The organism is Jeotgalibaca caeni (assembly GCF_028863945.1).
Lineage (GTDB): Bacteria > Bacillota > Bacilli > Lactobacillales > Aerococcaceae > Jeotgalibaca > Jeotgalibaca caeni.
In genome coordinates, this window is sequence record NZ_JARBEA010000042.1 from 1 (window position 1) to 22,733 (window position 22,733).

A 22,733-nucleotide genomic window follows, 5' to 3' on the forward strand; every position below is an offset into this window, starting at 1 on the left:
GCTTGACCCATTATTCCTTGATAACGATCCTCCCTCGGGACATGGCTTCATGTCTGGAAAGCTGGCCTGGGGCCAAAATCGTCTGAAGACTATCATACCTCAGTTCAATATCAAGGCCTCACTGATTTAGAATAACGAGGCAGTTACGGTATCAAACAAATGAGTTACCTGTAGTGGCTAACTTAAACTTGAAATTTACGAAATAAAAAAGGTCAATTTTAATTGGAAATAAAGCACCTGCTAGAACTCGTATGCTATAATAAATGAGATGAAAAAAGGAAGGAGGCCTGAAATGATGGATTTTGATCTGGAGAAGATCATCAGTTGGCAAAACGCCATGAATCTGCTCGATATCGCGTTGGTGTGGTATTTGGTTTATAAGCTGATCGTTATCCTCAAAGGGACGCGAGCGATTCAGTTATTAAAAGGAGTCTTCTTCTTTGTTCTTGTGAAAATGGGAGCGGTCTTGTTGCAGCTTGAAACGATTGACTGGATTATGAACCAAGTCATACGCTGGGGAGTAGTAGCCGTCATCATTATTTTCCAACCAGAGATTCGTCGAGGGTTAGAACACCTAGGCAAAACGGGTTTTCGTAATCGCAGTGCCCGACTGGCTCAATCAGGGGAGTCGTTTGTACAGGAAATTGACAAAGCAGTCCAATACATGGCGCGGCGGAAAATCGGTGCGCTCATTTCGATTCAAATGAACGACGTGCTCGATGAGTATGCCCGCACGGGAATTCCCATTCGAGGGGAAGTTTCCAACCAATTACTGATTAACATCTTTATCCCGAATACGCCCTTACATGATGGAGCGGTTATTATTCAGGATTTCCATGTAACATCTGCTTCCAGCTACCTTCCTTTATCGGAAAATCCACTGATTTCCAAGGAATTAGGAACGCGTCACCGCGCTGCCATTGGACTCAGCGAAGTAACCGATGCCCTTACCATCATTGTTTCTGAAGAGACGGGCGGAATTAGTATTGCTCACCATAACAAGTTGTTGCGTGAGATGAGCCGTGAGAAATTTATTGAGTACCTGAATGATCACTTTATCATAGAAGAAAACGACGAAGACGACAAACCGAATTTACTCCAAGAGTTTTTAGATAACCTGAAATGGGGGAATTCAGAATGAAGAAAAGTAGCGAGAAAAGTATTTTTGAAAATATTTGGGTCACACGCATTCTTTCTTTGTTAGTGTCCTTGCTTTTGTTTAGCTATGTATACTCCGAAAATTATGGGTTAAGTACCACGAATCAAAATGATGCAATCAGTACCACTCGTAGAGAGACCATCTCGAACTTGCCGATTGAAATCAATATGGATACGGATCGTTATTTTATATCTGGGCTGCCGGAGACTGTGGTATTGAGTTTGTCTGGTCCAGAGAGTGTGATTGTACAGACACTTTCAGCCAGTGACTTCAATATTGTTACCGAAGACTTGGATTTATTAGGACCAGGAAGGCACACCGTTCAGTTACGAGCAGAAAACATTTCCGATGAACTGGATTATCAGATTACGCCATCTCGTGTGAATGTCGAAATTGAGGAAAAAGTCAGCATCGAGAGTCCAATCGAAGTGCTTTTTGATGCCTCAGCAGTGGATGAACAGTACATTGCCGGCGATCCTATTTTGAGTACGGAGAGTGTGACCTTAACGGGACCATCCTCGACGATTGACCGGATTGAACGTATCTATGTACGGGTTCCTGCAGAAGGGAACTTGACGAACGACATTCAATTGAGTACGGTTGTTCAAGTAGAAGACGCGAACGGTAACAAGCTGAATGTAACGATTGAACCGCAACAAGTGGACGTAAGAATCCCAATCAATCCGTACGAAAAAACAGTACCGATCAAGATTGTCGAAAAGGGTACTCCGGTTGCTGGAAAAGATTACGAGTTAACCGTGATTGGCGACGGACAAGTAACGCTGACCGGTAGTCGTACTTTGTTGGCGGACGTGGATGAAGTAGCGGTAGAAGTAGATATTTCTGGCGTTCGAGCGGATACGGTCCTCACCGTTCCCATCAATGCATCCATTCCAACGGTTACAGTTACGCCAGTGGAAGTGCAAGTGAATGTGAAAGTAAGCGGTACTCGTACCGAGAACACGAATAGTCGTTCTGATAAGACAACGAAAACGGATGAGAAAGAATCAAAAGATGACGAATAAAAGGAGATTGAGAAATGGGTAAGTATTTTGGGACAGATGGAGTAAGAGGAATGGCGAATAGCGAACTAACGCCAGAATTGGCATTTAAGTTGGGACGTTATGGTGGCTATGTTTTGAAAGAACATGCAACAGAAATTGAACATCCACTTGTATTAGTGGCACGCGACACACGTATTTCTGGACAATTATTGGAACATGCATTGATTGCGGGATTACTTTCCATAGGGATTGAAGTATTGCAACTAGGTGTTGTGACGACTCCTGGGGTAGCGTATTTGACACGTGTTCAAGGAGCCGTAGCGGGAGTTATGATTTCCGCATCCCACAACCCGGCTGAAGACAACGGAATTAAATTCTTCGGCGCTGACGGCTTCAAGCTGTCCGATGAGCAAGAATTAGAAATCGAAGCTTACTTGGATCAAGAAGAAGATACTCTTCCACGCCCATCCGCAGATGGATTAGGAACAGTAGATGAATACAAAGAAGGTATCTTGAAATATAGCCAATACCTGCAAACCACGATTCCAGATGACTTGTCTGGTTTGACCGTCTGCTTGGATGGCGCAAATGGCGCAACCGGTCCAATCGTGAATCGCTTGTTTGCTGATTTAGAAACAGACTTCTATACAATGGGTACGAAATCCAATGGACTAAACATCAATGATGGAGTAGGTTCTACCCATCCAGAGAAATTACAAGAATTCGTGAAAGAAAAAGGCGCTGACCTCGGAGTTGCCTTCGATGGCGACGGCGACCGTTGTATTGCAGTGGATGAAAATGGTGACCTTGTAGATGGCGACAAGATCATGTTCATTTGCGGTAAATTCTTGAGATCCCGCGGCGAGTTGAAAGAAAACACCATCGTTTCAACTGTAATGAGTAACCTAGGCTTCCACAAAGCAGTAGAGGAAGAAGGTATGGTTGCCTTGAAGACAAAAGTCGGAGACCGTTATGTGGTAGAAGAAATGCGTAAGCATGGCTACAACTTAGGTGGCGAACAATCCGGACACATTGTTTTCATCGACTTGAACACAACGGGTGACGGCCTATTGACCGCCATCCAACTAATGTATGTAATGAAAGCTACTGGCAAGAAACTTTCCGAATTAGCTGCAGAAGTAACTGTGTACCCACAAGAACTTGTGAATGTGCGCGTAAAAGATAAAAATGGCGTAATGGATATTCCAGCCGTTAAAGAAGCAATTGAACAAGTGGAAGCAGAAATGGCTGGCAAAGGCCGTATCTTGGTTCGCCCAAGCGGAACAGAACCTTTGTTGCGGATTATGGCTGAAGCTGAAACAGATGAAAAAACACACGAATATGTTACCCGCATTGCTGACGTAGTCCGTCAAGAAATCGGCGAATAAGAAATCCGGTCCATGGTACGCTTGCGTACAGTGGATCGGATTCTTTTTTGGGAAGATGAGGAATTCTTTTTTTCTGAACTACCCATTTTCCGCTCAAAATGGGTAGCTCAGGATTTTATTCGCGCTGAACTACCCAAAATTCTAGAGCCAGTCGAAAATAGGATCCAAATTTAAGTAAATGGAGATTGACAATTTCTCAAACTACGTAGATAATACCTAGTAACTGAATCGGTACCTTTAAGGCAGTCCAGAGAGGCTGACAAGGATGAATTATACGCGCTATAATTCGATACTTTTGTATACATATGCAAAGGGCTCCTTGTTGTACACACAACGAGGGGCCTTTTGCTATGCCTTGGTACTGAAAGGAAAACAAAAGGAGGAATTATCATGCAAGAAAGACAACAGGATCACGATTACTCATTAGTGGCAGTGCCGCAGGAAGAGAAGAAAGGATTTTGGCCCATGTTCTCCATTATGGTTGGATTTTCCTTCTTCTCCGCCAGCATGTGGGCTGGAGGAACATTAGGCACAGGAATGACCTTGCCAAACTTTTTGCTATCCGTTTTTCTAGGAAACTTAATTCTCGGCATTTATACGAGCGCACTCGCTTATATCGGTTCTGGAACAGGGTTATCCACTCACTTATTAGCTCGTTACTCCTTCGGCGAAAAGGGCTCCTATCTCGTTTCCTTGTTACTTGGCGGAACACAAGTTGGTTGGTACGGCGTAGGGATTGCGATGATTGCCATTCCGATCCACAAGATAACAGGAGTTAGTTTGCCCTTGCTCATCGTATTAGGCGGAATCATCATGACCGCTTCGGCTTACTTTGGCATCAAGACGCTCGCAATCATGAGTTATATTGCGGTACCCGCTATTACCATTTTGGGTAGCTTGTCGGTTAACAGCGCAGTGGATTCGGTTGGCGGATGGGGAGCGTTCATGGAAATTGAACCGACGAACCAAATTTCAGTTATCACGGCTTTGACAATGGTCGTTGGCTCGTTCATCAGCGGTGGCACGACAACTCCTGACTTTGTCCGCTTCTCCAAAAGTAAAAAGATTGGCGTCTCTACAACGGTAATGGCATTTTTCCTCGGCAACTCCTTGATGTTTGGCTTCGGCGCAATTGGCGCAATGGCGACAGGGTTTGCGGATATTGCAGATGTGATGTTCTCGCAAGGTTTAGTAGCGCCGGCACTCATTATTCTGGGGCTAAACATGTGGACGACAAACGACAACGCCATTTATACAGCAGGGCTCGCATTTTCCAGCATGACAAAAATTCCAAAAAATAAAGTCATTATCGTCTTGGGCGCCATTTCAACAGTATGTTCCCTCTTCCTGTACAACAACTTTCAAGGCTTCTTGACCTCACTAGGCACATTCTTACCGCCAATAGGGGGAATCTTGATTGCGGATTACTTGATTCATGATAAAAAAACCCGTTACAAAAATTTCGAAAACCAAACGTTCGAAACAGTGAACTGGTTTGCGATTCTTGCGATGATAATCGGTACGGCGGTTGCCATCGTGACACCGGGAATTCCGCCACTGAATGGTGTATTTGCAACCTTTGTTACCTATATCGCCACAATGAAGCTATTTAAGAAAACTACAGTCCGAATGACACAGGAGGCCGCTTAATCCATGGGGAAAAATATCCTTATTAAAAATGTCCATATTGAGAACGATGAAGAGATGGTTGATATCCGTATTGAAGATGGTCTGATCAAAGAAATCGGATCGAATCTATCAAGTGAAGGCTATGAAACGCTGGACGGTGAGGGCGGCATGGCAATGCCCCCGTTCATCGAACCGCATATTCATCTAGACACCACGCTAACAGCCGGCGAGCCTCATTGGAATGAGAGTGGGACGTTATTCGAAGGGATTTCAACTTGGGCAGAACGTAAAAAGTCATTAACTCACGAAGATGTGAAGCATCGGGCAACGAAAGCCATCAAAATGCAACTGGCAAACGGAATCCAATATGTTCGCACGCACGTAGACATCACCGATCCCAACTTGATTGCATTGAAGGCAATGATTGAGCTGCGCGAAGAATTGAAGGACCTCATCACCATCCAGGTTGTAGCCTTTCCGCAAGAAGGCATCCATTCCTTTGAAAATGGGAAAGAATTGCTGGAAGAAGCCCTGAAATTGGGCGCCGATGTGGTAGGTGCCATCCCGCATTACGAGTTTACCCGCGAGTATGGGGTTGCTTCTATTGATTACATGTTTGAACTAGCGAAAAAATATAAGGTCCTGGTAGATGTCCATTGCGACGAGATTGACGACGAACAGTCCCGTTTTGTGGAAGTGGTTGCGGCTCGTGCCTACGAGTATGGGATGAGCGAAAAGGTAACGGCGAGCCATACAACGGCGATGGGATCCTATAACGATGCATATGCTGGGAAGTTGTTCCGGATTTTGAAGCTGTCAGGAATCAATTTTGTGGCGAACCCTATGGTGAACATCCACTTGCAAGGTCGCTATGATACCTATCCGAAACGTCGGGGTTTGACCCGTGTCAAAGAACTGCATGCAGCTGGGCTGAATGTTTGTTTTGGGCACGATGACATCTTCGACCCGTGGTATCCGCTAGGAACAGGAAATATGCTCCAAGTTCTTCACGCGGGGCTGCATATCAGCCAGATGATGGGCTACAGTGATATGAATCATTCCTTGCAATTCATTGGCAAAAATAGCGCACGAACCTTACAAGTGCTGGATGAATACGGGATTGAAGTAGGCAAGCCTGGCAACCTGATTATCTTGCCGGCAGAAAATGGTTATGACGCAGTGAGAAGACAGACTCCAGTACGCTATTCCATTCGTCGCGGCCAAGTTATTTCTGAGACCGTTCCAGCTGTTACAAGGGTTTCATTTGGGAAAGATACAGAAATCATTGACTTTAAAAAGTGACAAATGTGACGAGGTTAGGATACTTTTCCTGCCTCGTTTTTCTATTGTACTAAAATAATGAAAAATACTTTTGACTAATTGATGTCATTTAGGATATAATTTTCCTGCTTCTGGAAAAAACGGAAACAAGGAGGATCGTAGTTAGAAAAAGGATAGCGCCAGGCCTCACAAGAGTGTGTGAGGCGACGAGGATTGGGTTTATCGAAAGATTCGGCGGGTGACCCAAGGTTTGTGTAATCTAAAGAATGGTACAAAAAAGAACAAAGCGATTTGTTGAAACAAAGGTACATTCCCACACCCAGAAGCAAATTGAATAGAAAATGAGGTTTATTTGCTATGTGTGGAATTGTAGGTTATGTCGGCCAAGATGCCGTTCAAGAAGTATTGTTACAAGGTTTGGAAAAATTAGAGTACCGTGGTTATGATTCAGCCGGGATTTTTGTTTTGGATCAAGAAAAAGAAGGTCACTTATTCAAGGAAAAAGGCCGCATTGCAGAATTGCGCAAAATTGTTGATCACTCCATCCCAGCTCACAGCGGGATTGGCCATACACGCTGGGCGACACACGGTGTGCCGAGCGTAGTGAATGCGCATCCCCATCAATCAGCCGATGGAAGATTTACATTGGTTCACAATGGTGTAATCGAGAACTTCCAAGAATTGAAAGAAATGTACGTGGATGAAGCTGCCCTAGTCGGTAATACCGATACGGAAATCGTGGTTCATTTGATTGGCAAATTTGCCAAAGAACAAGGCCTCTCCGGTAAGGAAGCATTCCGCGCCGCTCTAGGGAAGGTGAAGGGATCGTATGCCTTTGCTTTGATGGATTCGGAAGAACCAGATACCCTCTATGCAGCGAAAAATAAGAGCCCACTATTGATTGGTTTAGGCGATGACTTTAACGTCGTAGCGAGCGATGCGATGGCGACCGTTCAAATCACGAACGAATATGTAGAAATTCATGATGGTGAAATGGTTATCTTGACGAAAGATAATGTAAGCATTGAAACCATCGCTGGAAAAACAGTAGAACGTGATTCCTATCAAGCAAGCGTGGATGCTTCTGATCTTGAAAAAGGAACCTACCCATACTACATGTTGAAAGAGATCGATGAGCAGCCTGCAGTCGTGCGGAATATCATCCAACAATATCAAAATGAAGCCGGCGAATTGGTTATTCCAGAGTCATTGGTTGAATCGATGTTACTGGCTGATCGAATTCATATTGTGGCTTGTGGAACGAGCTATCATGCAGGATGGTTGGGCAAGCACTTCTTGGAACACTTTGCCCATATCCCAACAGAAGTCCATGTGGCGAGTGAGTTTTCCTATCACCCACCACTATTGAAAGGCAATCCATTCTTCATCTTCATTTCCCAATCAGGGGAAACAGCGGACAGCCGCCAAGTGTTGGTGAAAGTGAAAGAGTGGGGATACCCAACGTTGACCTTAACCAACGTTGCCGGTTCAACTCTTTCAAGAGAAGCCGACGCTACCTTGTTGCTTCACGCTGGACCAGAAATTGCAGTAGCTTCTACCAAAGCCTACACTGCCCAAATTGCGGTTCTTGCTATTTTGAGTCACGTGCTTGGTCTTAAACAGGAAATTACCTCTGATCTAGACTTGGTTCATGAACTAGGGATGGTTGCGAACGCGATGGAATCCATCATCGATGAGAAACAACACATCGGCGAGCTGGCGAAGATTTACTTGCGTGACACACGTAACGCCTTCTACATCGGCCGCGGACTGGATTATTATGTTTCGATGGAAGCAGCACTGAAACTAAAGGAAATTTCATACATTCAAACAGAAGGCTTCGCAGCCGGCGAACTAAAGCACGGAACGATTGCCTTGATTGAAGAAGGGACACCGGTGATGGCTATCATTACTCAAGCAGAGAGTGCGAGCCATACACGCGGCAATATCGAAGAAGTCCGCTCACGCGGCGCAAATACCTGTGTTTTTGCGATGGAAGGATTGGAACGTGGAAGCGACGAGATTATTCTCCCAGCCGTTCACCCATCCCTAGCTGCTCTATTAGCGGTTGTCCCAACGCAACTATTTGCTTATTTTGCTACCTTGCACCGCGGCTATGATGTTGACAAGCCACGGAACTTGGCGAAATCTGTTACAGTAGAATAGATGTAGGAAGGGCAGAAGAAAATCATTTCTTCTGCCCTTTTATTTAGAAAGTACAAACTCCTCCATTCGAATAGTAACAACTTCTGACAAGTTCTCAGAGACATTCTTCCTTCTTTTTCCAATTGGTCTATTATATAATGGTTAGATAGAAAGAGGAGAGGAAGAGAAGAATGAATATTATGGCTATTATTGCTGCATTTTTTGGTGGAATATTCGGCGCCACAATTGGCGGCGTAGGTTCATTTGTATTATTTGGACTAATGGGAATTATTGGAACGGCTATCCAGCTGGCAGGAGGATCTGACCTGTTCTTAAATGAGGTAGCGTTCAATCCGTTGTTCAGCCCGGCGACTGCCTTCACAGGTGGTGTTGCTGCTGCAGCTTACTTGAACAGAAAGACAAGAAAAATGACAACCGTAGAGCGGAGAGAAGTGACCGGCTTGACCGCACCTTTGTATCATTTCAAACAGTTGGATGTATTGGCTGTTGGTGGAATTTTTGGTGTGATTGGTTACTTGATCAGTACTACGTTAGCGAATCTTGGCTTACCGGGAGACACGGTAGCTTGGGCATTTGGTATTACTGGGATTATTTCTCGGTATGCGTTTGGCGGTATCGGCATTTTCAGTCCTTCTATGAAAGACGGCTTCAAATGGGATCTTAAAAGAATGGGATTCGATACCGTTTGGGCATTTGGTCTCGGATTTTTGTTAAGCACGATTTTAGAAACAATTGGAGCTGAATACTATACGCTTGGATTCTTCATTGGAGCGTTCTTGATGGTTTTCCAATATTTCCCAATCGACTTCCCGATGATTCATCATGTTTCCTTGGTGGCGGGAGCAGCTTTTGTCGTATTTGGAAATGCTTGGATGGGTGGATTATTCGCTGTATTGGCTGTTCTGGTAGGAGAAGTTCTTCTGCAGCTCATCAATACGGAAGTGGATGCACACATTGATTTCCCTGCACTCGTGATTGGATTATTCAGCACGCTATTATTCGGATTATTTTAGATAAATCAGTAGAGGCTGGGACAAAAGTCCCAGCCTCGTTCCTTTATACGAATATCTGCCTCTTAAACGTGCTTCAAAAGGCAGACCCGACGTCACTTTTTCATGATTGTTGCTGCTTTAGCAGCTTACAAGCATGATACACTTGGGCGTCAGCCCACAGTGCTTCCGAACTAATGCTCAGATGGTCTACGACCATCCTGCGCTTATTCGTTCCAGTTGCCATAGCCGTTGCAGCTTTAGCTGCTTACGGATATGGTATGCGTTAGAAGTTTCGGGTCTAAACGCCTTTTGTCACAATCTGTTTTTATTCCACGCCTACAAATTATTTTCTTCTGTTCCGTTTTTTGGGTACAGTAAGTAAAAAAAGAAAAAGGGGAGACGTACAATGGTAGAAATTCGTCTAGCCACACCTGAAGATGCCGCTCGTATGTTGAAAATTCAAAAAGAAGTGATTCAAGAAGGCGAGTTTTTGTTGTCTACAATCGAAGAATTCACACAAACTGTTGAAGGACAGCGGACTTGGATTGAAGCCAAGCAACAAAACGATTTGGAAGTAATCTTCGTCGCGGAAGTCGACCAGCAAGTAGTAGGCTGGATTGTCTTCCAATCGCACGGTCGTGTCCGGGTGCAGCATAGCGGCGTAATGGGCTTCATGGTGCAGCATGATGTTCGCGGTCAAGGGATTGGGCAGCAGTTATTGATGGCCTTACTGGAATGGGCAGAGGCGAATCCAATTATCGAAAAGGTGAGCTTGGGAGTATTTTCTACCAACGAACGGGCAATCAGAATGTACCAGAAATTTGGTTTCGTTGAAGAGGGCAGGAAAGTAAGAGAAATTAAATTGAATAATTTATATGTGGATGATGTGTTGATGTACAAGTTTGTCTAGTATAATAGAAGAAAGAAGGAATACAAAGGAGTGAAGGGAATGGCAAGAGAAGCATTGTTGATTGTGGATATGAGTAATGACTTCGTGGCAGATGACGGTACGTTAACCGTTGGGAAACCTGCACAAGAAGTGGTGACCTATGTGGTTGACTTAGCAAATGAATTCCTGGCAGCGGATAAGGTGGTAGTTGTTTCTATGGATGCACATCAACCAAATGATCCTCACTTTGATATTTGGCCAGCGCATAATGTGATAGATACACCCGGTCAAGCGCTGTACGGTGAGCTAGAGGACTGGTATCAAGCGAATAAAAATCAAGTCTTGTATGTCCCAAAAACCAATTACAATGCCTTTTTCAAAACAAATCTAGCGGATACTTTTCGGCAAGCAGGCGTTGAGAAAGTTCATGTGGTTGGGGTGACAACGGACATTTGTGACTTCCTCACAGTTGCTGGAGCAGATGCGGAAGGATTCCAAACCGCCATTCATAAGCGCGGAGTTGCAACATTTACTGACTTAGGCGAGACGATGATGCAGCATATGGTGCGTTGTTTTCAAACGGAAGTCATCGAATAAACTGAAATTTTTGCTTTTCTCTCTGTTCTAGTTTATAATAATTATAAAGTAAGAAATCATTACAATTATAAGGAGGAAAAAGAAAAATGGCACACACAGAAGTACAAGATTACTTGAACAAGCTAGTCGCAACCGAAGGATTATTTTATATCCGTCTTCATCAATTTCATTGGTATGTGAAAGGGTCTCACTTCTTCGTTTTGCATGAGAAGTTTGAAGAATTATATGACCGTACGACTGAAGAATTGGATGAAGTAGCAGAACGCTTGTTGGCAATTGGCGGCGAACCGTACGCTACCTTGGAAGAATTCAAAGAACACTCCGTTTTGGAAGAACGCGTAGAAGACAAGAAGCTATCCGAGGGTGAAATGGTGGAAGCATTGGTGAAAGATTACGAAACCATCCGCACCTTTGTGGGAGAAGGAATCAAACTTACCGACGAAAAAGAAGATGTCGTTTCCAACGATCTCTTGATTGAGATGAAAGGCAATATCGACAAAACCTTGTGGATGTTAAAAGCCTATCTTGGAGATTCCGCAACAAGATAAAAATCCTTGAGTAGTTTAAGCTGAATGGCTATCCTGGATTTATGAAGAAAAGAAAGGTTGTGCCTGAATGTACAATGCCTAATGAATCGCAATTGAAAAGAAACGTTTCTGTCTCAGTGCAGGTTTCTTTGTGACGGTTTATTAGACATTCATTTAGACAACGCACGTAACAAATCGGCGAATGCCTGATTTGTTTTGTTTAACTGAACCCTTGGCAGCCGTCCGTAGAAACCTGCGGACGGTTTTTTGTTTTAAAGGGGGAAAGTCAATGTTACAAATTAAAAATCTATCCCTTCACCACCTCACCGATTTGAAGGTGATGATGAAGGATCTAAATGTGACGGTATTGCCAGGTGAAAAAGTAGCAATTATTGGTGAAGAGGGGAATGGGAAGTCAACGCTCTTGAAATGGATTGTAGAGGATTCGGAAATCGAAGAATATGTTCATGCGGAAGGAACCAAAATCAATCATTTTGGCAAAACCATTTATCTACCACAGTCCTTGCCGCAAGAAGATCGTGCACGTTCACTAGAAGACTATTTTTTTGGGATGGAAGAGACCATGGAATTGGATTATTCCTTCCTTTATCAAGTAGCAGGTCAGCTTGGATTTGATTCGAATCGCCTTACCAGTTCTCAGTTAATCGAGAACCTTTCAGGAGGGGAAAAGGTGAAAGTTCAAATTTTAAAGGCGCTCGCTAAAAATCCAGACTTCCTACTGCTCGATGAACCATCAAATGATTTGGATTTAGAAACGGTTCAATGGCTCGAACATTTTATCAAAACGAGCCCTCTAGCAATGATGTTTATTTCCCATGATGAGTCCTTATTGGCAGCCACTGCGACAAAAGTGATTCAATTAGAGCTACTCCGCCATAAAACGGTGCCGGTTGCGAGTGTTTTGAATGTTTCTTATCAAGATTATGTTGCCCAAAAAGAAGCTGCCTTCCATCGTCAAACCCAAGTGGCACATAAGCAACGCGAAGAATATCAAAATAAAATGGAAAAACATCGACAAGTAGAGAGCAGTGTTCATAATTCACAAAGAAAAACAACGGATTCTTCAGCAGGACGTTTGCTGAAAAAGAAGATGCACGTCATAAAGTCGATGGGAAACCGTTTCGAAAGGGAAGCAGAGGACTTTGAAGAAATTCCCGTGAAAGAAGACGCCATTCTGGTTAAGTTTTCACATACAAAACCTTTGCCAAATAGTAAAACAATTGTGCAATTAGAAAATGCCACACTTCAATTAAACGGACAAACATTGACGCAATCTCTCCAGCTCTTGATAAGAGGACCTGAAAAGGTGGGGATTGTCGGACGGAATGGGATCGGAAAGAGCACCTTATTGAAGCAATTGTGGCAAGAACTGCAACAACGTACAGATCTATCGGCTGGTTACATGCCGCAAAATTATATGGACGTCCTTCATGCAGATGAAACGCCTCTTTCATTTCTTACTCATTCAGGGGATCAAGAAGAACGAACCCAAATTATGACGTATTTAGGGAGCCTGCGCTATACCCGTTTGGAAATGGATCACCCCATTCGTAATCTTTCAGGAGGACAGCAAGCAAAACTCCTGTTACTGAAAATGGATTTGGAAGGAAATAATGTGCTCCTTTTAGATGAGCCTACACGTAACTTTTCACCTCTTTCTCAAAGAGAGTTGAGAACCTTATTCAAAAATTTCGAGGGTGCCATCCTCACTGTTTCTCATGATCGTTTATTTCTCCAAGAAGTATGCGACAAGGTCTATCAGTTGCAAAAAAATCAACTCGTTCTTCTTTCAGATTTTTAATTTTTTGTTAAGAGTCAATCTTTTTGATATAAAAACGAGTCATTTATGAACATTAATATAAAAAGTGTACTGAAATAGTTATATTTCGAGACTTTAATTTACATCGTACAAGATATAAATTATGATAAGGGTATCAATAGTAAAAAGCAGAGAGATGGTGTGTCATGAGTAAGGGTAAGAAAAAAGTGATTGTTATTGGAGCCGGTGTTGCCGGGTTATCCAGTGCAGTTCGCTTACAAGCAGAAGGCTACCAAGTAGAATTATTTGAAAAAGAAAGCATCGTTGGCGGGAAGATGCATGTCATTGAAAAAGACGGCTTCCGTTTCGATTTAGGACCAACGATTGTGATGATGCCTGAGTTGTATCGTGAAGTGTATGAGGCAGCAGGTAAAGACCCGAATGATTATATTCCCATGCGACGTATTGATCCGATGTACCGTTCTTATTTCGATAACGGAACGGATCACATTGATGTTTCATCTGATCTAGTACAACTAATGAAAACCTTAGAAGAAATCGATCCACAAGATGCAGCGGGCTTCTTGAAATATTTAAGCAGTATTTATGAACGATTCCTGGTTGCGAAGGATCATTTTATCCAACGTCCATTCCGGAACAAAAAGGACTTCTACAATCCGTTCATGTTGCAACAAACGCTGAAATTAAAGACGTTTGATTCCGCTACAAAGTCTATTGCGAAATTCGTTAAAAACAAAAAAATCCAACAAATGCTGACATTCCAGACGTTATACATTGGAGTAAGCCCAGACAATGGACCTTCTCTATACACGATTATCCCCATGATTGAGCTATTATATGGAATTTGGTATATCGATGGCGGTATGCACAAGATGGCAGAGGGAATGGAAAAAGTTTTCTTGGAATTGGGTGGGAAGATTCACTTCAACGCGCCTGTTGAAGAAATTCTGATTGAAGACGGAGCTGCTCGCGGAGTTAGAGTGGACGGACAAGACCATATGGCTGATTACATTATGTGTAATGCAGACTTCCCGTACGCGATGAAGAACTTAGTGAAGAACCCAGCAGCAAAAGGAAAATACACCGATGAGAAAATCGACAAGATGAACTATTCTTGTTCGTGCTTCATTCTTTATTTGGGTATGGACCGCAAGTATGACGAATTGGAACATGTGCACACGTTTGTCTTCTCCAATAACCTAGAGCAGAACCTGGAACAAGTATTTAACGGGGAGTACGTAGAAGACCCATCTATCTATATTGTGGCGGCGTCAAAAATTGATCCAACCGTTGCACCAGAAGGAAAAGAAGGACTGTATGTATTGGTGCCTGTTTCCGAATTATCAACTGCACAATATGAATGGAACGAGGAGACGGTTGCCTATTACCGTGAGAAGGCACTTGATTCGATGAGTAACTTACCAGGTATGGCAAATGTGAAAAATGAAATCATTTCGGAAACCATTATTACGCCGATTGATTTCCGTGACCGATTCAATGCTTACAATGGTGCTTGCTTTGGATTACAACCAACGTTATTCCAGAGTAATCATCTTCGTCCACAAGCGAAGGCAGAAGCTTGCGAAAACTTGTACTTCACTGGAAGCAGCACCCATCCAGGAGCAGGTGTTCCAATTGTCCTCTTATCCGGGAAAATTGCTGCTGAAGAATTAATATTGGATGACACGTCGCCAAGGAAAGGATGAATTTTATGAATTTCCCTCAATTAGATCAAGACTACGCTTATTGTGAGAGGATCATTAGGAATTCTTCCAAAAGTTTTTATACGGCTTTTTCGAAGTTACCAGAAGAGAAAGCCAAGGCGGTCTATGCGATTTATGCTTTTTGCCGTCTAGCGGATGATACGGTGGACACAAAAGGATCGATTGAAGAGAGAACAAATCAGCTGTTTCATTTGGAGAAAGAATTACAATTGTTTTCTGAGGGAGAAACCCCTGAGAAACCGATGTGGCGAGCCTTGCGGGACGTATTCACACGTTACCCCATGGATCCAGCGCCATTTTTTGACCAAATCGAGGGGCAGAAGCGAGATCTCGACTTTCAACCGATTCAGACTCTTGCTGGTTTAGAAGAGTACAGTTACTATGTAGCCGGCTCCGTAGGTTTAATGTTGCTTCCAATCCTAGCTTTCAAGCAACCTCAGACGGAGCGACTCAAACAAAGTGCCTTGTCTCTAGGAGTTGCGATGCAGCTAACAAACATCTTACGTGATGTGGGAGAAGATTATCGCGAGAATAGTCGCGTATATTTGCCAACGGAAGTGAGGCAACGCTATGATATAGACATCGCTACAGTTATGCAAACCGGTCCAACACCGGCCTTTATTCAGTTATGGGAAGAAGTTGCAACTGAATCACAAAAGGGTTATGACCGATTCTGGGAGCAAATAAAGCTCTATGATGCAGATTGCCGCTTCCCAATCTTGGTGGCTGCAAAATTGTACAGTGCCATTTTGGATAGTGTCCGCAAAAACAATTACAATTGTTTGCACACAAGAAACTATGTTCCAGAAGTAAAAATGGTGCGCTTAATCTCAGAAGTTAAAAAACTTTTGCAAAAATAGAAACTACGGTGATGAAATGGATGAATCAATCTTTGACCGGCGCTTAGAAGAACAACTATGTTTTCGACTCTACCGAGCTTCTAACGGACTTAGTAAAATGTATTCTCGGGCGCTACGTCCTTTTGGATTAACCTTTCCCCAATATTTGGTATTACTTGCCTTGTGGGATAAGGAAGGCGTACCGGTAACCGATATTGGCGATCGAACTGGGATGGGGATTGGAACACTCAATCCGATTCTCAAACGCATGGAAGCAAATGAATGGATTACCAAGGTACACCACGCCTCAGATAAACGGACCATCGTGATTTCGTTGGGTGAAAAGGCAGGACAGGCAAAGCGTCAAATCAATCACGCCATCTTAGAGGAGCTAAAAGGTTGTCGCTTTGAAGGAATGGACTTGTTTGGACTCATGAAACAATTGGAACTCTTGCAACAGCAGCTCGAAACAATCAGCAATCAGGCAGACGAGAAGTAGTCACCAATAGAATTAGATCAATGAAACGGAGGATGTATGATGAATACAAAAACGAAAGCATGGATCAATTTAGTCGTTTTAGTCGCTACGTTAATCGTTAATGGGTTGGGTGGAACAGGTTTGATTAACAATTCCTCTCAATCGGATGTATCCAGAGAATATCAAACGTTGATTACTCCTGCAGGCTTCGCCTTCAGTATCTGGAGCCTCATCTATGGACTGTTATTTTTCGCAGTGGTTGTGATGATTGTCAAACGGAATGATCCCTACTACAATCGGGCCATTGAGTCGATTTCACCTTTGTTCTGGCTGAGCTCAGCGTTTAATATGGGCTGGATTGTTACGTTCTCCTACTACCAAATCGGAATTTCCGCTATCTTGATATTCGGTTACCTGTTTAGTCTAACCTTTATTGTGAAGAAACTGTTGAATATTCACGAAAACAAACGGTGGCTCTTGCCCCTTGCTTTCGGATTGAATACGGGATGGCTTTTCATTGCTTCGGTAGTGAATGTGTCCACTTATCTCGTTCAAATTGAATGGGATGGGTTTGGCATTTCGGATGTCACTTGGACGGCCATTATGTTGGTGGTCTCCGTCGTTTTGGTACTTCTCGTTTTATTGAACTTGAAAAATGCGGCCTTCCCCTTACCAATTGCCTGGGCATACTTTGCGATCAACCGGGAGCTGGCTTCTATAGATGAGTCATTCTTGCTGCAAATGATTGCGCTTGGTGGAATGGTTGTCTTGACGGCTGCGGCTGTGTGGATTTTTCAACAGAACAAAACGGCACTGTATCCGGAGAGACAGACCGTATGACCGTTATTCGTGAACTGAGGGAAGAAGACAACCCGGTGATGGCACAGATTGTGAAGCAATCTTTGGAATCGGTGGGGTTAGCTATTCCTGGAACAGCTTACTTTGATCCGCAGCTGAACAACTTGACTGCGTACTATGCAAACCTTCCTCATGCCAAGTATTGGGTAGCAACAGATGAACAGGACCAGGTAGTGGGAGGAGTCGGAATCGCACCGTTTGGAAACCATCCCGGTGTGTGCGAACTTCAAAAACTCTACCTTGCTCCGCAAGCAAAAGGAAAGGGCTTGGGTTCTGAATTGCTGGAAGTAGCACTTACATTTGCAGAACAGCATTATGAGCGTTGTTACATTGAAACCATGCAACAGCTTCATACCGCCAACCGATTATATGGAACAGTTGGGTTTCACCTTTTGGAAGAACCACTTCCCGGTTCGGAACATGGAACAATGGACGCTTGGTATCTAAAATCTTTATAAAATTTCGTTCCCCTTTGTTATAATAGGACAAAGGGGTTTTTTATCTCACCAAATCAATGAAAGTGCGAGGAAACGATATGATTCGATTTGAAAATGATTATGCTGAAGGGGCCCACCCTCGAATTTTAGAGCGATTAATAGAAACCAATTACGAACAAACGCCAGGCTATGGACGGGATGAATATTGTCAAAAGGCTCGCGAACTGATTCAAAAGGCTTGCCAAGCACCAGACGCGGATGTCCACTTTTTAGTAGGGGGCACCCAAACCAATGCTACGGTGATTGCTTCCATTTTACGTCCACATCAAGGTGTCATTTCAGCAATCAGCGGGCATATTTTCAGCCATGAAACGGGCGCGATTGAAGCAACAGGGCACAAAGTTCTAACCGTTCCGAGTGAAGACGGGAAAATAAATGCAGCTCAAGTAACAGAACTGGTTCGACTTCACCATGCTGAAGCAATGCCCGAACATGCGGTTCAACCAGGGATGGTGTATATTTCACATCCAACGGAAAATGGAACCACTTATACAAAAGAAGAACTGACCCAACTAAGCGCAACGTGCCGTGAACTTGGCTTACCGTTCTTTTTGGATGGAGCACGATTAGGCTACGGCTTAGTAGCAGAAAACAATGATTTAACCCTGGCAGACTTAGCGGAACTGTGTGACGTGTTCTATATGGGCGGCACAAAAGTCGGTACGTTGTTTGGCGAAGCGGTTGTCATCACGAACAATCAACTAAAAAAAGATTTCCGTTACCTCATTAAACAAAGAGGCGGTCTGTTGGCTAAAGGCCGGTTATTGGGAATTCAATTTGAGACCTTATTTGAAAATGACTTATATATTGAACTTTCTAAGCATGCGGTCAGCTTGGCGATGAGAATTCGCGAAGCCTTTGCAGCAAAAGGAATTGCGATGCGTTATGATTCGAATACCAACCAGCAGTTTCCAATCTTGCCAAACACGATGATTGAGAAGCTAAACCAAACCTATTCCTTCACCATGTGGGAAGCAGTGGATGAAACACACAGTGTAGTCCGCTTTTGTACCAGCTGGGCAACGAAGGAAGAATATGTGGAGCAACTAGTAGAAGATTTGAGAAAATTATAGAACAGGAAAGAGGCTGGGATTTGTCCCAGCCTCTTTTTTACTTAAACTTTTTGTACAGATTCCGTTGCTCGGTACGTTTCATTTTTCAGCCCAGGTACGGTCAGCATGACGATAAAACTGGTTAGATAGAGGACAGAAAGGAAGCCCATGACGATTACCAAGCTGTAGTGATCCATCAGGAAACCAATTACTAGAGAAGAGAACCCACCGATTGCGCGACCGACATTTAAGACTGCATTGTTGGCGATGGAATGGATGCGGCTTGGGTAGAGCTGCGTTACGATGGCGCCGTAACCGGGGAACATCCCGTTTACGAAGAAGCCGACAAAGGCTCCACCTAATAACAAGGCCAGTTCACTCTTAGCATAGACGAACAAGAATACGGATGCTGCGGAAACAAGCAGGAAGATTGCGAAGATGTTGCGCGGTCCGAATCGGTCAATCAGCTGGCCAAATACTAACATCCCGGTAGACATCCCGATGATGGTAACAACCATCCACAAGGAAGATCCCGTTACAGAAAGTCCGATTTGTTGTTGCAAGATGGACGGCAACCAATTCATCAAGCCGAAGTAACCAGCGATTTGAACCGTCGTCATGAACATCAAGGATAAAGTGGTGCGCGTCAATTCTTTCGTAGCAAATAATTCTCGTAAGGAAGGTTTCTGAACGGTGATTTCTTCTTTACTGGCCATTAATTCGAAGCTTCCCTTTACAGAGAAGTGAAGCCAGAGAACGAGCAGAATCGGAATCAAACCGAAGAGGAAGAGTCCTCTCCATCCAAGGAAGGGAATCACCAAGCCAGCGAGCAGAGCTGCGGCGATGGAACCGAGTTGTCCGGCAACCCCGTTTAAGGAAGACATTCTGCCCATTTTTTCACGGGGAGAAACTTTGGCGATGATACTGATGGCAATCCCATATTCTCCACCTGCGCCAATTCCCGCGATGAAACGAAGGACACAGACCCAGAAGAAGGAATCAACGAAGAACAGTGCGGCTGTACCGAGAGAAAAAATCAGAATCGACCATTTGAATAGTTTTAAGTTTCCTTTACGGTCTGCCAAAACTCCGAAAACCAATCCGCCCAGTAACATACCGAGGTTCGTGATGGTAGAAATAAACCCTCCTTGCGCGCCTGAAATACCAAGATCTGCGATGATGGATGATAGTGCGAATGCCAGAAACATGACATTCATATCGTCCATTCCAGATCCCGCTAAGGCTGCAATGAGGGCTGTTTTGTTATTTTTGGGCATAGTTGTGCTAGCCATAATACATCTCTCCTTAAAATGGATGCTCACGGGCATCCTTTATTTTAGTTCCTACACAGTATAGCATGATTATTTGAATGGTCAACTTTTTTCGTTGACAATTTCCTAGTGCTTCGCTACCATTACTAGCGATGTACCAGAGACATTTCTTTAATCAAAGTCCCGTGAGGCTGAAAGGAAGGATAACGTGATGAATACGAAACCAATCATTGCATTGGATGTACCGACAAAGGAAGCGGCACTCCAGTTTTTGAATCATTTTAACGAAGAAAAATTATTCTTGAAAATTGGGATGGAATTGTTTTACAGCGAGGGCCCCGAATTGGTGCGTGCTATCAAGGCACAGGGGCACTGGGTATTCTTGGATTTGAAACTCCATGATATTCCTCATACCGTCTACCGCGCAATGAAGCGGCTCGCCCATTTAGATGTGGATATGGTGAATGTCCATGCAGCAGGCGGAAGTGAGATGATGCGTGCAGCCAAGAAAGGACTAGAAGAAGGAACGCCCGTTGGACAAAAACGTCCGTTGCTGATTGCGGTAACGCAACTTACTTCTACGAACGAAGAATCGATGCAACAGGAACAAGGAATCCTCACTTCGCTAGAAACCAGTGTCCTTCATTATGCGACCATAACGCATCAAGCGGGATTAGACGGAGTCGTTTGTTCTGTATGGGAGGCGACTAAAATAAAAGAAGCAACTGGAGCCGATTTCTATTGTGTGACACCAGGAATTCGTCCCACAGGTAGTGATGCGGGTGATCAGAAACGAGTGGCGACGCCGGAAATGGCTCGGGAACAAGGCGCTACTTTTATTGTGGTAGGGAGACCCATCACCCAAGCGGTAGATCCTGTGGTGACGTATCGTGAGATTGAAGAGCAATGGAAGGGGAATGAATAAATTGGAATCAGCAGCAACATTTGCCAACCTATTACTCCAGTGCGAAGCCGTCAGCTTGAGCCCCAAGGATCCCTATACATGGGCGAGCGGAATCAAGAGCCCGATTTACTGCGATAATCGGATTACGATGAGCTATCCAGCCGTTCGAAAACAAATTGCCCAAGGACTCGCTGCCATGATTCGCGAACAACATCCAGCAGTGGAAGTCATTGCAGGTACGGCCACTGCGGGTATTCCGCATGCAGCTTGGGTCGCGGCAGAACTAGACTTGCCGATGATTTATATTCGCGGTAAGGCAAAAGGACATGGCAAACAGAATCAGATTGAAGGCCGTTTAGAACAAGGTGCAAAGGTGGTTTGTATCGAAGATTTGATTTCAACTGGCGGAAGTGTTCTCGATGCAGCACACGCTGTAGAAGCGGCAGGTGGTGAGGTACTAGGTTGTGCAGCAATTTTTACCTATCAATTGGCAGCAGCCGAAGAGAACTTTGTGAGCGCCGGCTTCCAGTTACACACCTTATCCAACTATACTGCCTTGATGGAAGAGGCAGCGAAACAAGAAATCATTACTGAAAACGACAAAGCATTACTCGTCGAGTGGCGAAAAAATCCAGAGGCATGGATGAAAGAATAAACGAATTCGAGCGTTGAGGCTGGGACTAAAGTCCCAGCCTCCTTCCAGTATACGAATATCTGCCTCTTAAACGTGCTCCAAAAGGCAGCTCCGACGTCACTTTGTCATGATTGTTGCTGCTTTAGCAGCTTACAAGCATGATACACTTGGGCGTCAGCCCACAGTGCTTCCGAACTAATGCTCAGATGGTCTATGACCATCCTGCGCCTATTCGTTCCATTGATTCGGAGCTAAACGCCTTTTGTCCCACTCTCGACGTTTTTTTTAATTTCTTGATCTTGGTCAATTTTTCTTTCGAGCATTCGGGCTAAACTAAGAATGTAAAAAGAAAGGGGAAATGAATCATGCAAAAAGCAATCATCCAATTAGAACCCTTGTCCTGTCCGTCCTGTATGCAAAAAATTGACCATGCAGTAAGAGGATTAGTCGGTATCGATCAAGACAGTGTCAAAGTGTTGTTCAATTCCAGTAAAGTGAAGACGGATTTTGATGCAGAAATCCTTTCTATTGAACAGATTGAAAAAGCCATTGAAGACGTGGGCTACTCCGTCCTCAAAACAAAAGTAAAATAGGAGGGGAAGGCATGACGAAATCATTCTACGAATGGACAGAAAACCATTTTGAAACGTTGGATTTATATACCGCTGCGATCACTCGCGCGCATGGGAAAAATCATCCAGAGGCATTTTCAGTCCGAGATTTGTTCGTAAGAATCCAAAGTAAAGTGCAAAAGGCAGCTGGAAACGTGCCGGATTTGACGACAGAGTTTGCAGAACTGCAGGAGATTACGAATCACTATGCCATACCAGGAGATGTTTGTGAAACCTATGCGGCGACGTACCACCTGTTGGAAGAATTGGAACAGATTTATAGAAGTGTATGAAGAGAAGGGCTGGAGATGATTCCAGTCCCTTTCCTACGTTTAGTCAAGTGATATATACTTAATATTTATCTGTTTAGTAAGAATATCTTAACCTCTCCATTGGAGAGTCAGCCTAGGGCTATACTTGATAAGGAAATAG

Annotated in this window: 22 protein-coding genes; 21 read left to right on the plus strand and 1 reads right to left on the minus strand. The window is 43.9% G+C overall.

The genetic code is table 11. The features are described 5' to 3' along the window. Nucleotides 1–295: 295 nt before the first annotated feature. From cdaA to PVE40_RS09225, 17 genes are all read left to right on the plus strand, one after another. Entirely contained in the window at nt 296–1,141 is an 846-nt protein-coding gene (gene cdaA, locus PVE40_RS09145) for a diadenylate cyclase CdaA (RefSeq protein WP_274731626.1), read from the plus strand. Further along, nucleotides 1,138–2,184: a CdaR family protein gene (locus tag PVE40_RS09150; RefSeq protein WP_274731606.1), complete on the plus strand. Its 1,047-nt coding sequence runs from the start codon at nt 1,138–1,140 to the stop codon at nt 2,182–2,184. The genes cdaA and PVE40_RS09150 overlap by 4 nt, the downstream gene beginning before the upstream one ends. 14 nt (nt 2,185–2,198) lie before the next feature. After that, nucleotides 2,199–3,551 carry a phosphoglucosamine mutase gene (glmM, locus tag PVE40_RS09155; protein WP_274731607.1) on the plus strand — a complete coding sequence of 451 codons (1,353 nt, stop codon included), beginning with the start codon at nt 2,199–2,201 and terminating at the stop codon, nt 3,549–3,551. Between the two features lie 390 nt (nt 3,552–3,941). Continuing rightward, nucleotides 3,942–5,201, plus strand: a complete 1,260-nt coding sequence (gene codB / locus PVE40_RS09160; RefSeq protein ID WP_274731608.1) for a cytosine permease — start codon at nt 3,942–3,944, stop codon at nt 5,199–5,201. 15 nt (nt 5,202–5,216) lie between these two features. Continuing rightward, on the plus strand, nt 5,217–6,482 hold the full coding sequence (gene codA / locus PVE40_RS09165; protein WP_274731627.1) for a cytosine deaminase: 1,266 nt from the start codon (nt 5,217–5,219) through the stop codon (nt 6,480–6,482). Nucleotides 6,483–6,818: 336 nt separating this feature from the next. Next, nucleotides 6,819–8,627 (plus strand): glutamine--fructose-6-phosphate transaminase (isomerizing), encoded by a 1,809-nt coding sequence (gene glmS, locus PVE40_RS09170; RefSeq protein WP_274731609.1) that lies wholly within the window; start codon nt 6,819–6,821, stop codon nt 8,625–8,627. 170 nt (nt 8,628–8,797) lie between these two features. Beyond that, nucleotides 8,798–9,640 carry a DUF7973 family transport facilitator gene (locus PVE40_RS09175; protein WP_274731610.1) on the plus strand — a complete coding sequence of 281 codons (843 nt, stop codon included), beginning with the start codon at nt 8,798–8,800 and terminating at the stop codon, nt 9,638–9,640. 385 nt (nt 9,641–10,025) lie between these two features. Further along, nucleotides 10,026–10,529 carry a GNAT family N-acetyltransferase gene (locus PVE40_RS09180; protein WP_274731611.1) on the plus strand — a complete coding sequence of 168 codons (504 nt, stop codon included), beginning with the start codon at nt 10,026–10,028 and terminating at the stop codon, nt 10,527–10,529. 39 nt (nt 10,530–10,568) lie between these two features. Continuing rightward, the gene (locus PVE40_RS09185; RefSeq protein ID WP_274731612.1) at nt 10,569–11,105 is read left to right on the plus strand and encodes a cysteine hydrolase family protein; all 537 of its coding nucleotides are present in this window, start codon (nt 10,569–10,571) and stop codon (nt 11,103–11,105) included. Nucleotides 11,106–11,191: 86 nt separating this feature from the next. Further along, a complete protein-coding gene (locus PVE40_RS09190) occupies nt 11,192–11,653 on the plus strand; it encodes a Dps family protein (protein WP_274731613.1) in 462 nt (153 codons plus the stop codon). A gap of 268 nt (nt 11,654–11,921) precedes the next feature. Beyond that, a complete protein-coding gene (locus PVE40_RS09195; protein ID WP_274731614.1) occupies nt 11,922–13,454 on the plus strand; it encodes an ATP-binding cassette domain-containing protein in 1,533 nt (510 codons plus the stop codon). A gap of 164 nt (nt 13,455–13,618) precedes the next feature. After that, complete coding sequence (locus PVE40_RS09200; RefSeq protein ID WP_274731615.1) at nt 13,619–15,139, plus strand: phytoene desaturase family protein; 1,521 nt, start codon at nt 13,619–13,621, stop codon at nt 15,137–15,139. Nucleotides 15,140–15,144: 5 nt separating this feature from the next. Beyond that, the gene (locus tag PVE40_RS09205) at nt 15,145–16,017 is read left to right on the plus strand and encodes a phytoene/squalene synthase family protein (protein ID WP_274731616.1); all 873 of its coding nucleotides are present in this window, start codon (nt 15,145–15,147) and stop codon (nt 16,015–16,017) included. A gap of 16 nt (nt 16,018–16,033) precedes the next feature. After that, nucleotides 16,034–16,495, plus strand: coding sequence for a MarR family winged helix-turn-helix transcriptional regulator (locus tag PVE40_RS09210; RefSeq protein WP_274731617.1), 462 nt, complete (start codon nt 16,034–16,036; stop codon nt 16,493–16,495). Between the two features lie 39 nt (nt 16,496–16,534). Then, a complete protein-coding gene (locus tag PVE40_RS09215) occupies nt 16,535–17,314 on the plus strand; it encodes a tryptophan-rich sensory protein (RefSeq protein ID WP_274731618.1) in 780 nt (259 codons plus the stop codon). Next, the gene (locus PVE40_RS09220; protein ID WP_274731619.1) at nt 17,311–17,790 is read left to right on the plus strand and encodes a GNAT family N-acetyltransferase; all 480 of its coding nucleotides are present in this window, start codon (nt 17,311–17,313) and stop codon (nt 17,788–17,790) included. Before PVE40_RS09215 ends, PVE40_RS09220 begins: the two co-directional genes overlap by 4 nt. Before the next feature lie 77 nt (nt 17,791–17,867). After that, the gene (locus PVE40_RS09225; protein ID WP_274731620.1) at nt 17,868–18,902 is read left to right on the plus strand and encodes a threonine aldolase family protein; all 1,035 of its coding nucleotides are present in this window, start codon (nt 17,868–17,870) and stop codon (nt 18,900–18,902) included. Nucleotides 18,903–18,943: 41 nt separating this feature from the next. Here the strand turns inward: PVE40_RS09225 and PVE40_RS09230 are convergent, their stop codons facing one another. Beyond that, nucleotides 18,944–20,173, minus strand: a complete 1,230-nt coding sequence (locus PVE40_RS09230) for an MFS transporter (protein ID WP_274731621.1) — start codon at nt 20,171–20,173, stop codon at nt 18,944–18,946. Nucleotides 20,174–20,363: 190 nt separating this feature from the next. On the opposite strand from PVE40_RS09230, the gene pyrF reads away from it, so the two are divergent. The 4 genes from pyrF to PVE40_RS09250 all read left to right on the plus strand — a co-directional run bounded on the left by pyrF (nt 20,364) and on the right by PVE40_RS09250 (nt 22,594). Further along, complete coding sequence (pyrF, locus tag PVE40_RS09235) at nt 20,364–21,077, plus strand: orotidine-5'-phosphate decarboxylase (protein WP_274731622.1); 714 nt, start codon at nt 20,364–20,366, stop codon at nt 21,075–21,077. Continuing rightward, nucleotides 21,070–21,711, plus strand: a complete 642-nt coding sequence (gene pyrE, locus PVE40_RS09240) for an orotate phosphoribosyltransferase (RefSeq protein ID WP_274731623.1) — start codon at nt 21,070–21,072, stop codon at nt 21,709–21,711. Before pyrF ends, pyrE begins: the two co-directional genes overlap by 8 nt. A 344-nt stretch (nt 21,712–22,055) precedes the next feature. Continuing rightward, the gene (locus tag PVE40_RS09245) at nt 22,056–22,283 is read left to right on the plus strand and encodes a heavy-metal-associated domain-containing protein (protein ID WP_274731624.1); all 228 of its coding nucleotides are present in this window, start codon (nt 22,056–22,058) and stop codon (nt 22,281–22,283) included. Between the two features lie 11 nt (nt 22,284–22,294). Then, nucleotides 22,295–22,594 (plus strand): iron-sulfur cluster repair di-iron protein, ric, encoded by a 300-nt coding sequence (locus tag PVE40_RS09250; protein ID WP_274731625.1) that lies wholly within the window; start codon nt 22,295–22,297, stop codon nt 22,592–22,594. Nucleotides 22,595–22,733: the final 139 nt, after the last annotated feature.

Excerpts from the sequence above, each read along its gene's own strand:
- pyrF (WP_274731622.1), top strand. The coding sequence starts at position 20,364 with ATGAATACGAAACCAATCATTGCATTGGATGTACCGACAAAGGAAGCG.
- PVE40_RS09220 (WP_274731619.1), top strand. The coding sequence starts at position 17,311 with ATGACCGTTATTCGTGAACTGAGGGAAGAAGACAACCCGGTGATGGCA.
- PVE40_RS09210 (WP_274731617.1), top strand. The coding sequence starts at position 16,034 with ATGGATGAATCAATCTTTGACCGGCGCTTAGAAGAACAACTATGTTTT.
- pyrE (WP_274731623.1), top strand. The coding sequence starts at position 21,070 with ATGAATAAATTGGAATCAGCAGCAACATTTGCCAACCTATTACTCCAG.
- PVE40_RS09230 (WP_274731621.1), bottom strand. The coding sequence starts at position 20,173 with ATGGCTAGCACAACTATGCCCAAAAATAACAAAACAGCCCTCATTGCA.
- codB (WP_274731608.1), top strand. The coding sequence starts at position 3,942 with ATGCAAGAAAGACAACAGGATCACGATTACTCATTAGTGGCAGTGCCG.
- glmS (WP_274731609.1), top strand. The coding sequence starts at position 6,819 with ATGTGTGGAATTGTAGGTTATGTCGGCCAAGATGCCGTTCAAGAAGTA.
- cdaA (WP_274731626.1), top strand. The coding sequence starts at position 296 with ATGGATTTTGATCTGGAGAAGATCATCAGTTGGCAAAACGCCATGAAT.
- PVE40_RS09150 (WP_274731606.1), top strand. The coding sequence starts at position 1,138 with ATGAAGAAAAGTAGCGAGAAAAGTATTTTTGAAAATATTTGGGTCACA.
- PVE40_RS09250 (WP_274731625.1), top strand. The coding sequence starts at position 22,295 with ATGACGAAATCATTCTACGAATGGACAGAAAACCATTTTGAAACGTTG.
- PVE40_RS09225 (WP_274731620.1), top strand. The coding sequence starts at position 17,868 with ATGATTCGATTTGAAAATGATTATGCTGAAGGGGCCCACCCTCGAATT.
- PVE40_RS09205 (WP_274731616.1), top strand. The coding sequence starts at position 15,145 with ATGAATTTCCCTCAATTAGATCAAGACTACGCTTATTGTGAGAGGATC.
- PVE40_RS09190 (WP_274731613.1), top strand. The coding sequence starts at position 11,192 with ATGGCACACACAGAAGTACAAGATTACTTGAACAAGCTAGTCGCAACC.
- glmM (WP_274731607.1), top strand. The coding sequence starts at position 2,199 with ATGGGTAAGTATTTTGGGACAGATGGAGTAAGAGGAATGGCGAATAGC.
- PVE40_RS09195 (WP_274731614.1), top strand. The coding sequence starts at position 11,922 with ATGTTACAAATTAAAAATCTATCCCTTCACCACCTCACCGATTTGAAG.
- PVE40_RS09180 (WP_274731611.1), top strand. The coding sequence starts at position 10,026 with ATGGTAGAAATTCGTCTAGCCACACCTGAAGATGCCGCTCGTATGTTG.
- PVE40_RS09175 (WP_274731610.1), top strand. The coding sequence starts at position 8,798 with ATGAATATTATGGCTATTATTGCTGCATTTTTTGGTGGAATATTCGGC.
- PVE40_RS09215 (WP_274731618.1), top strand. The coding sequence starts at position 16,535 with ATGAATACAAAAACGAAAGCATGGATCAATTTAGTCGTTTTAGTCGCT.
- PVE40_RS09185 (WP_274731612.1), top strand. The coding sequence starts at position 10,569 with ATGGCAAGAGAAGCATTGTTGATTGTGGATATGAGTAATGACTTCGTG.
- PVE40_RS09200 (WP_274731615.1), top strand. The coding sequence starts at position 13,619 with ATGAGTAAGGGTAAGAAAAAAGTGATTGTTATTGGAGCCGGTGTTGCC.
- PVE40_RS09245 (WP_274731624.1), top strand. The coding sequence starts at position 22,056 with ATGCAAAAAGCAATCATCCAATTAGAACCCTTGTCCTGTCCGTCCTGT.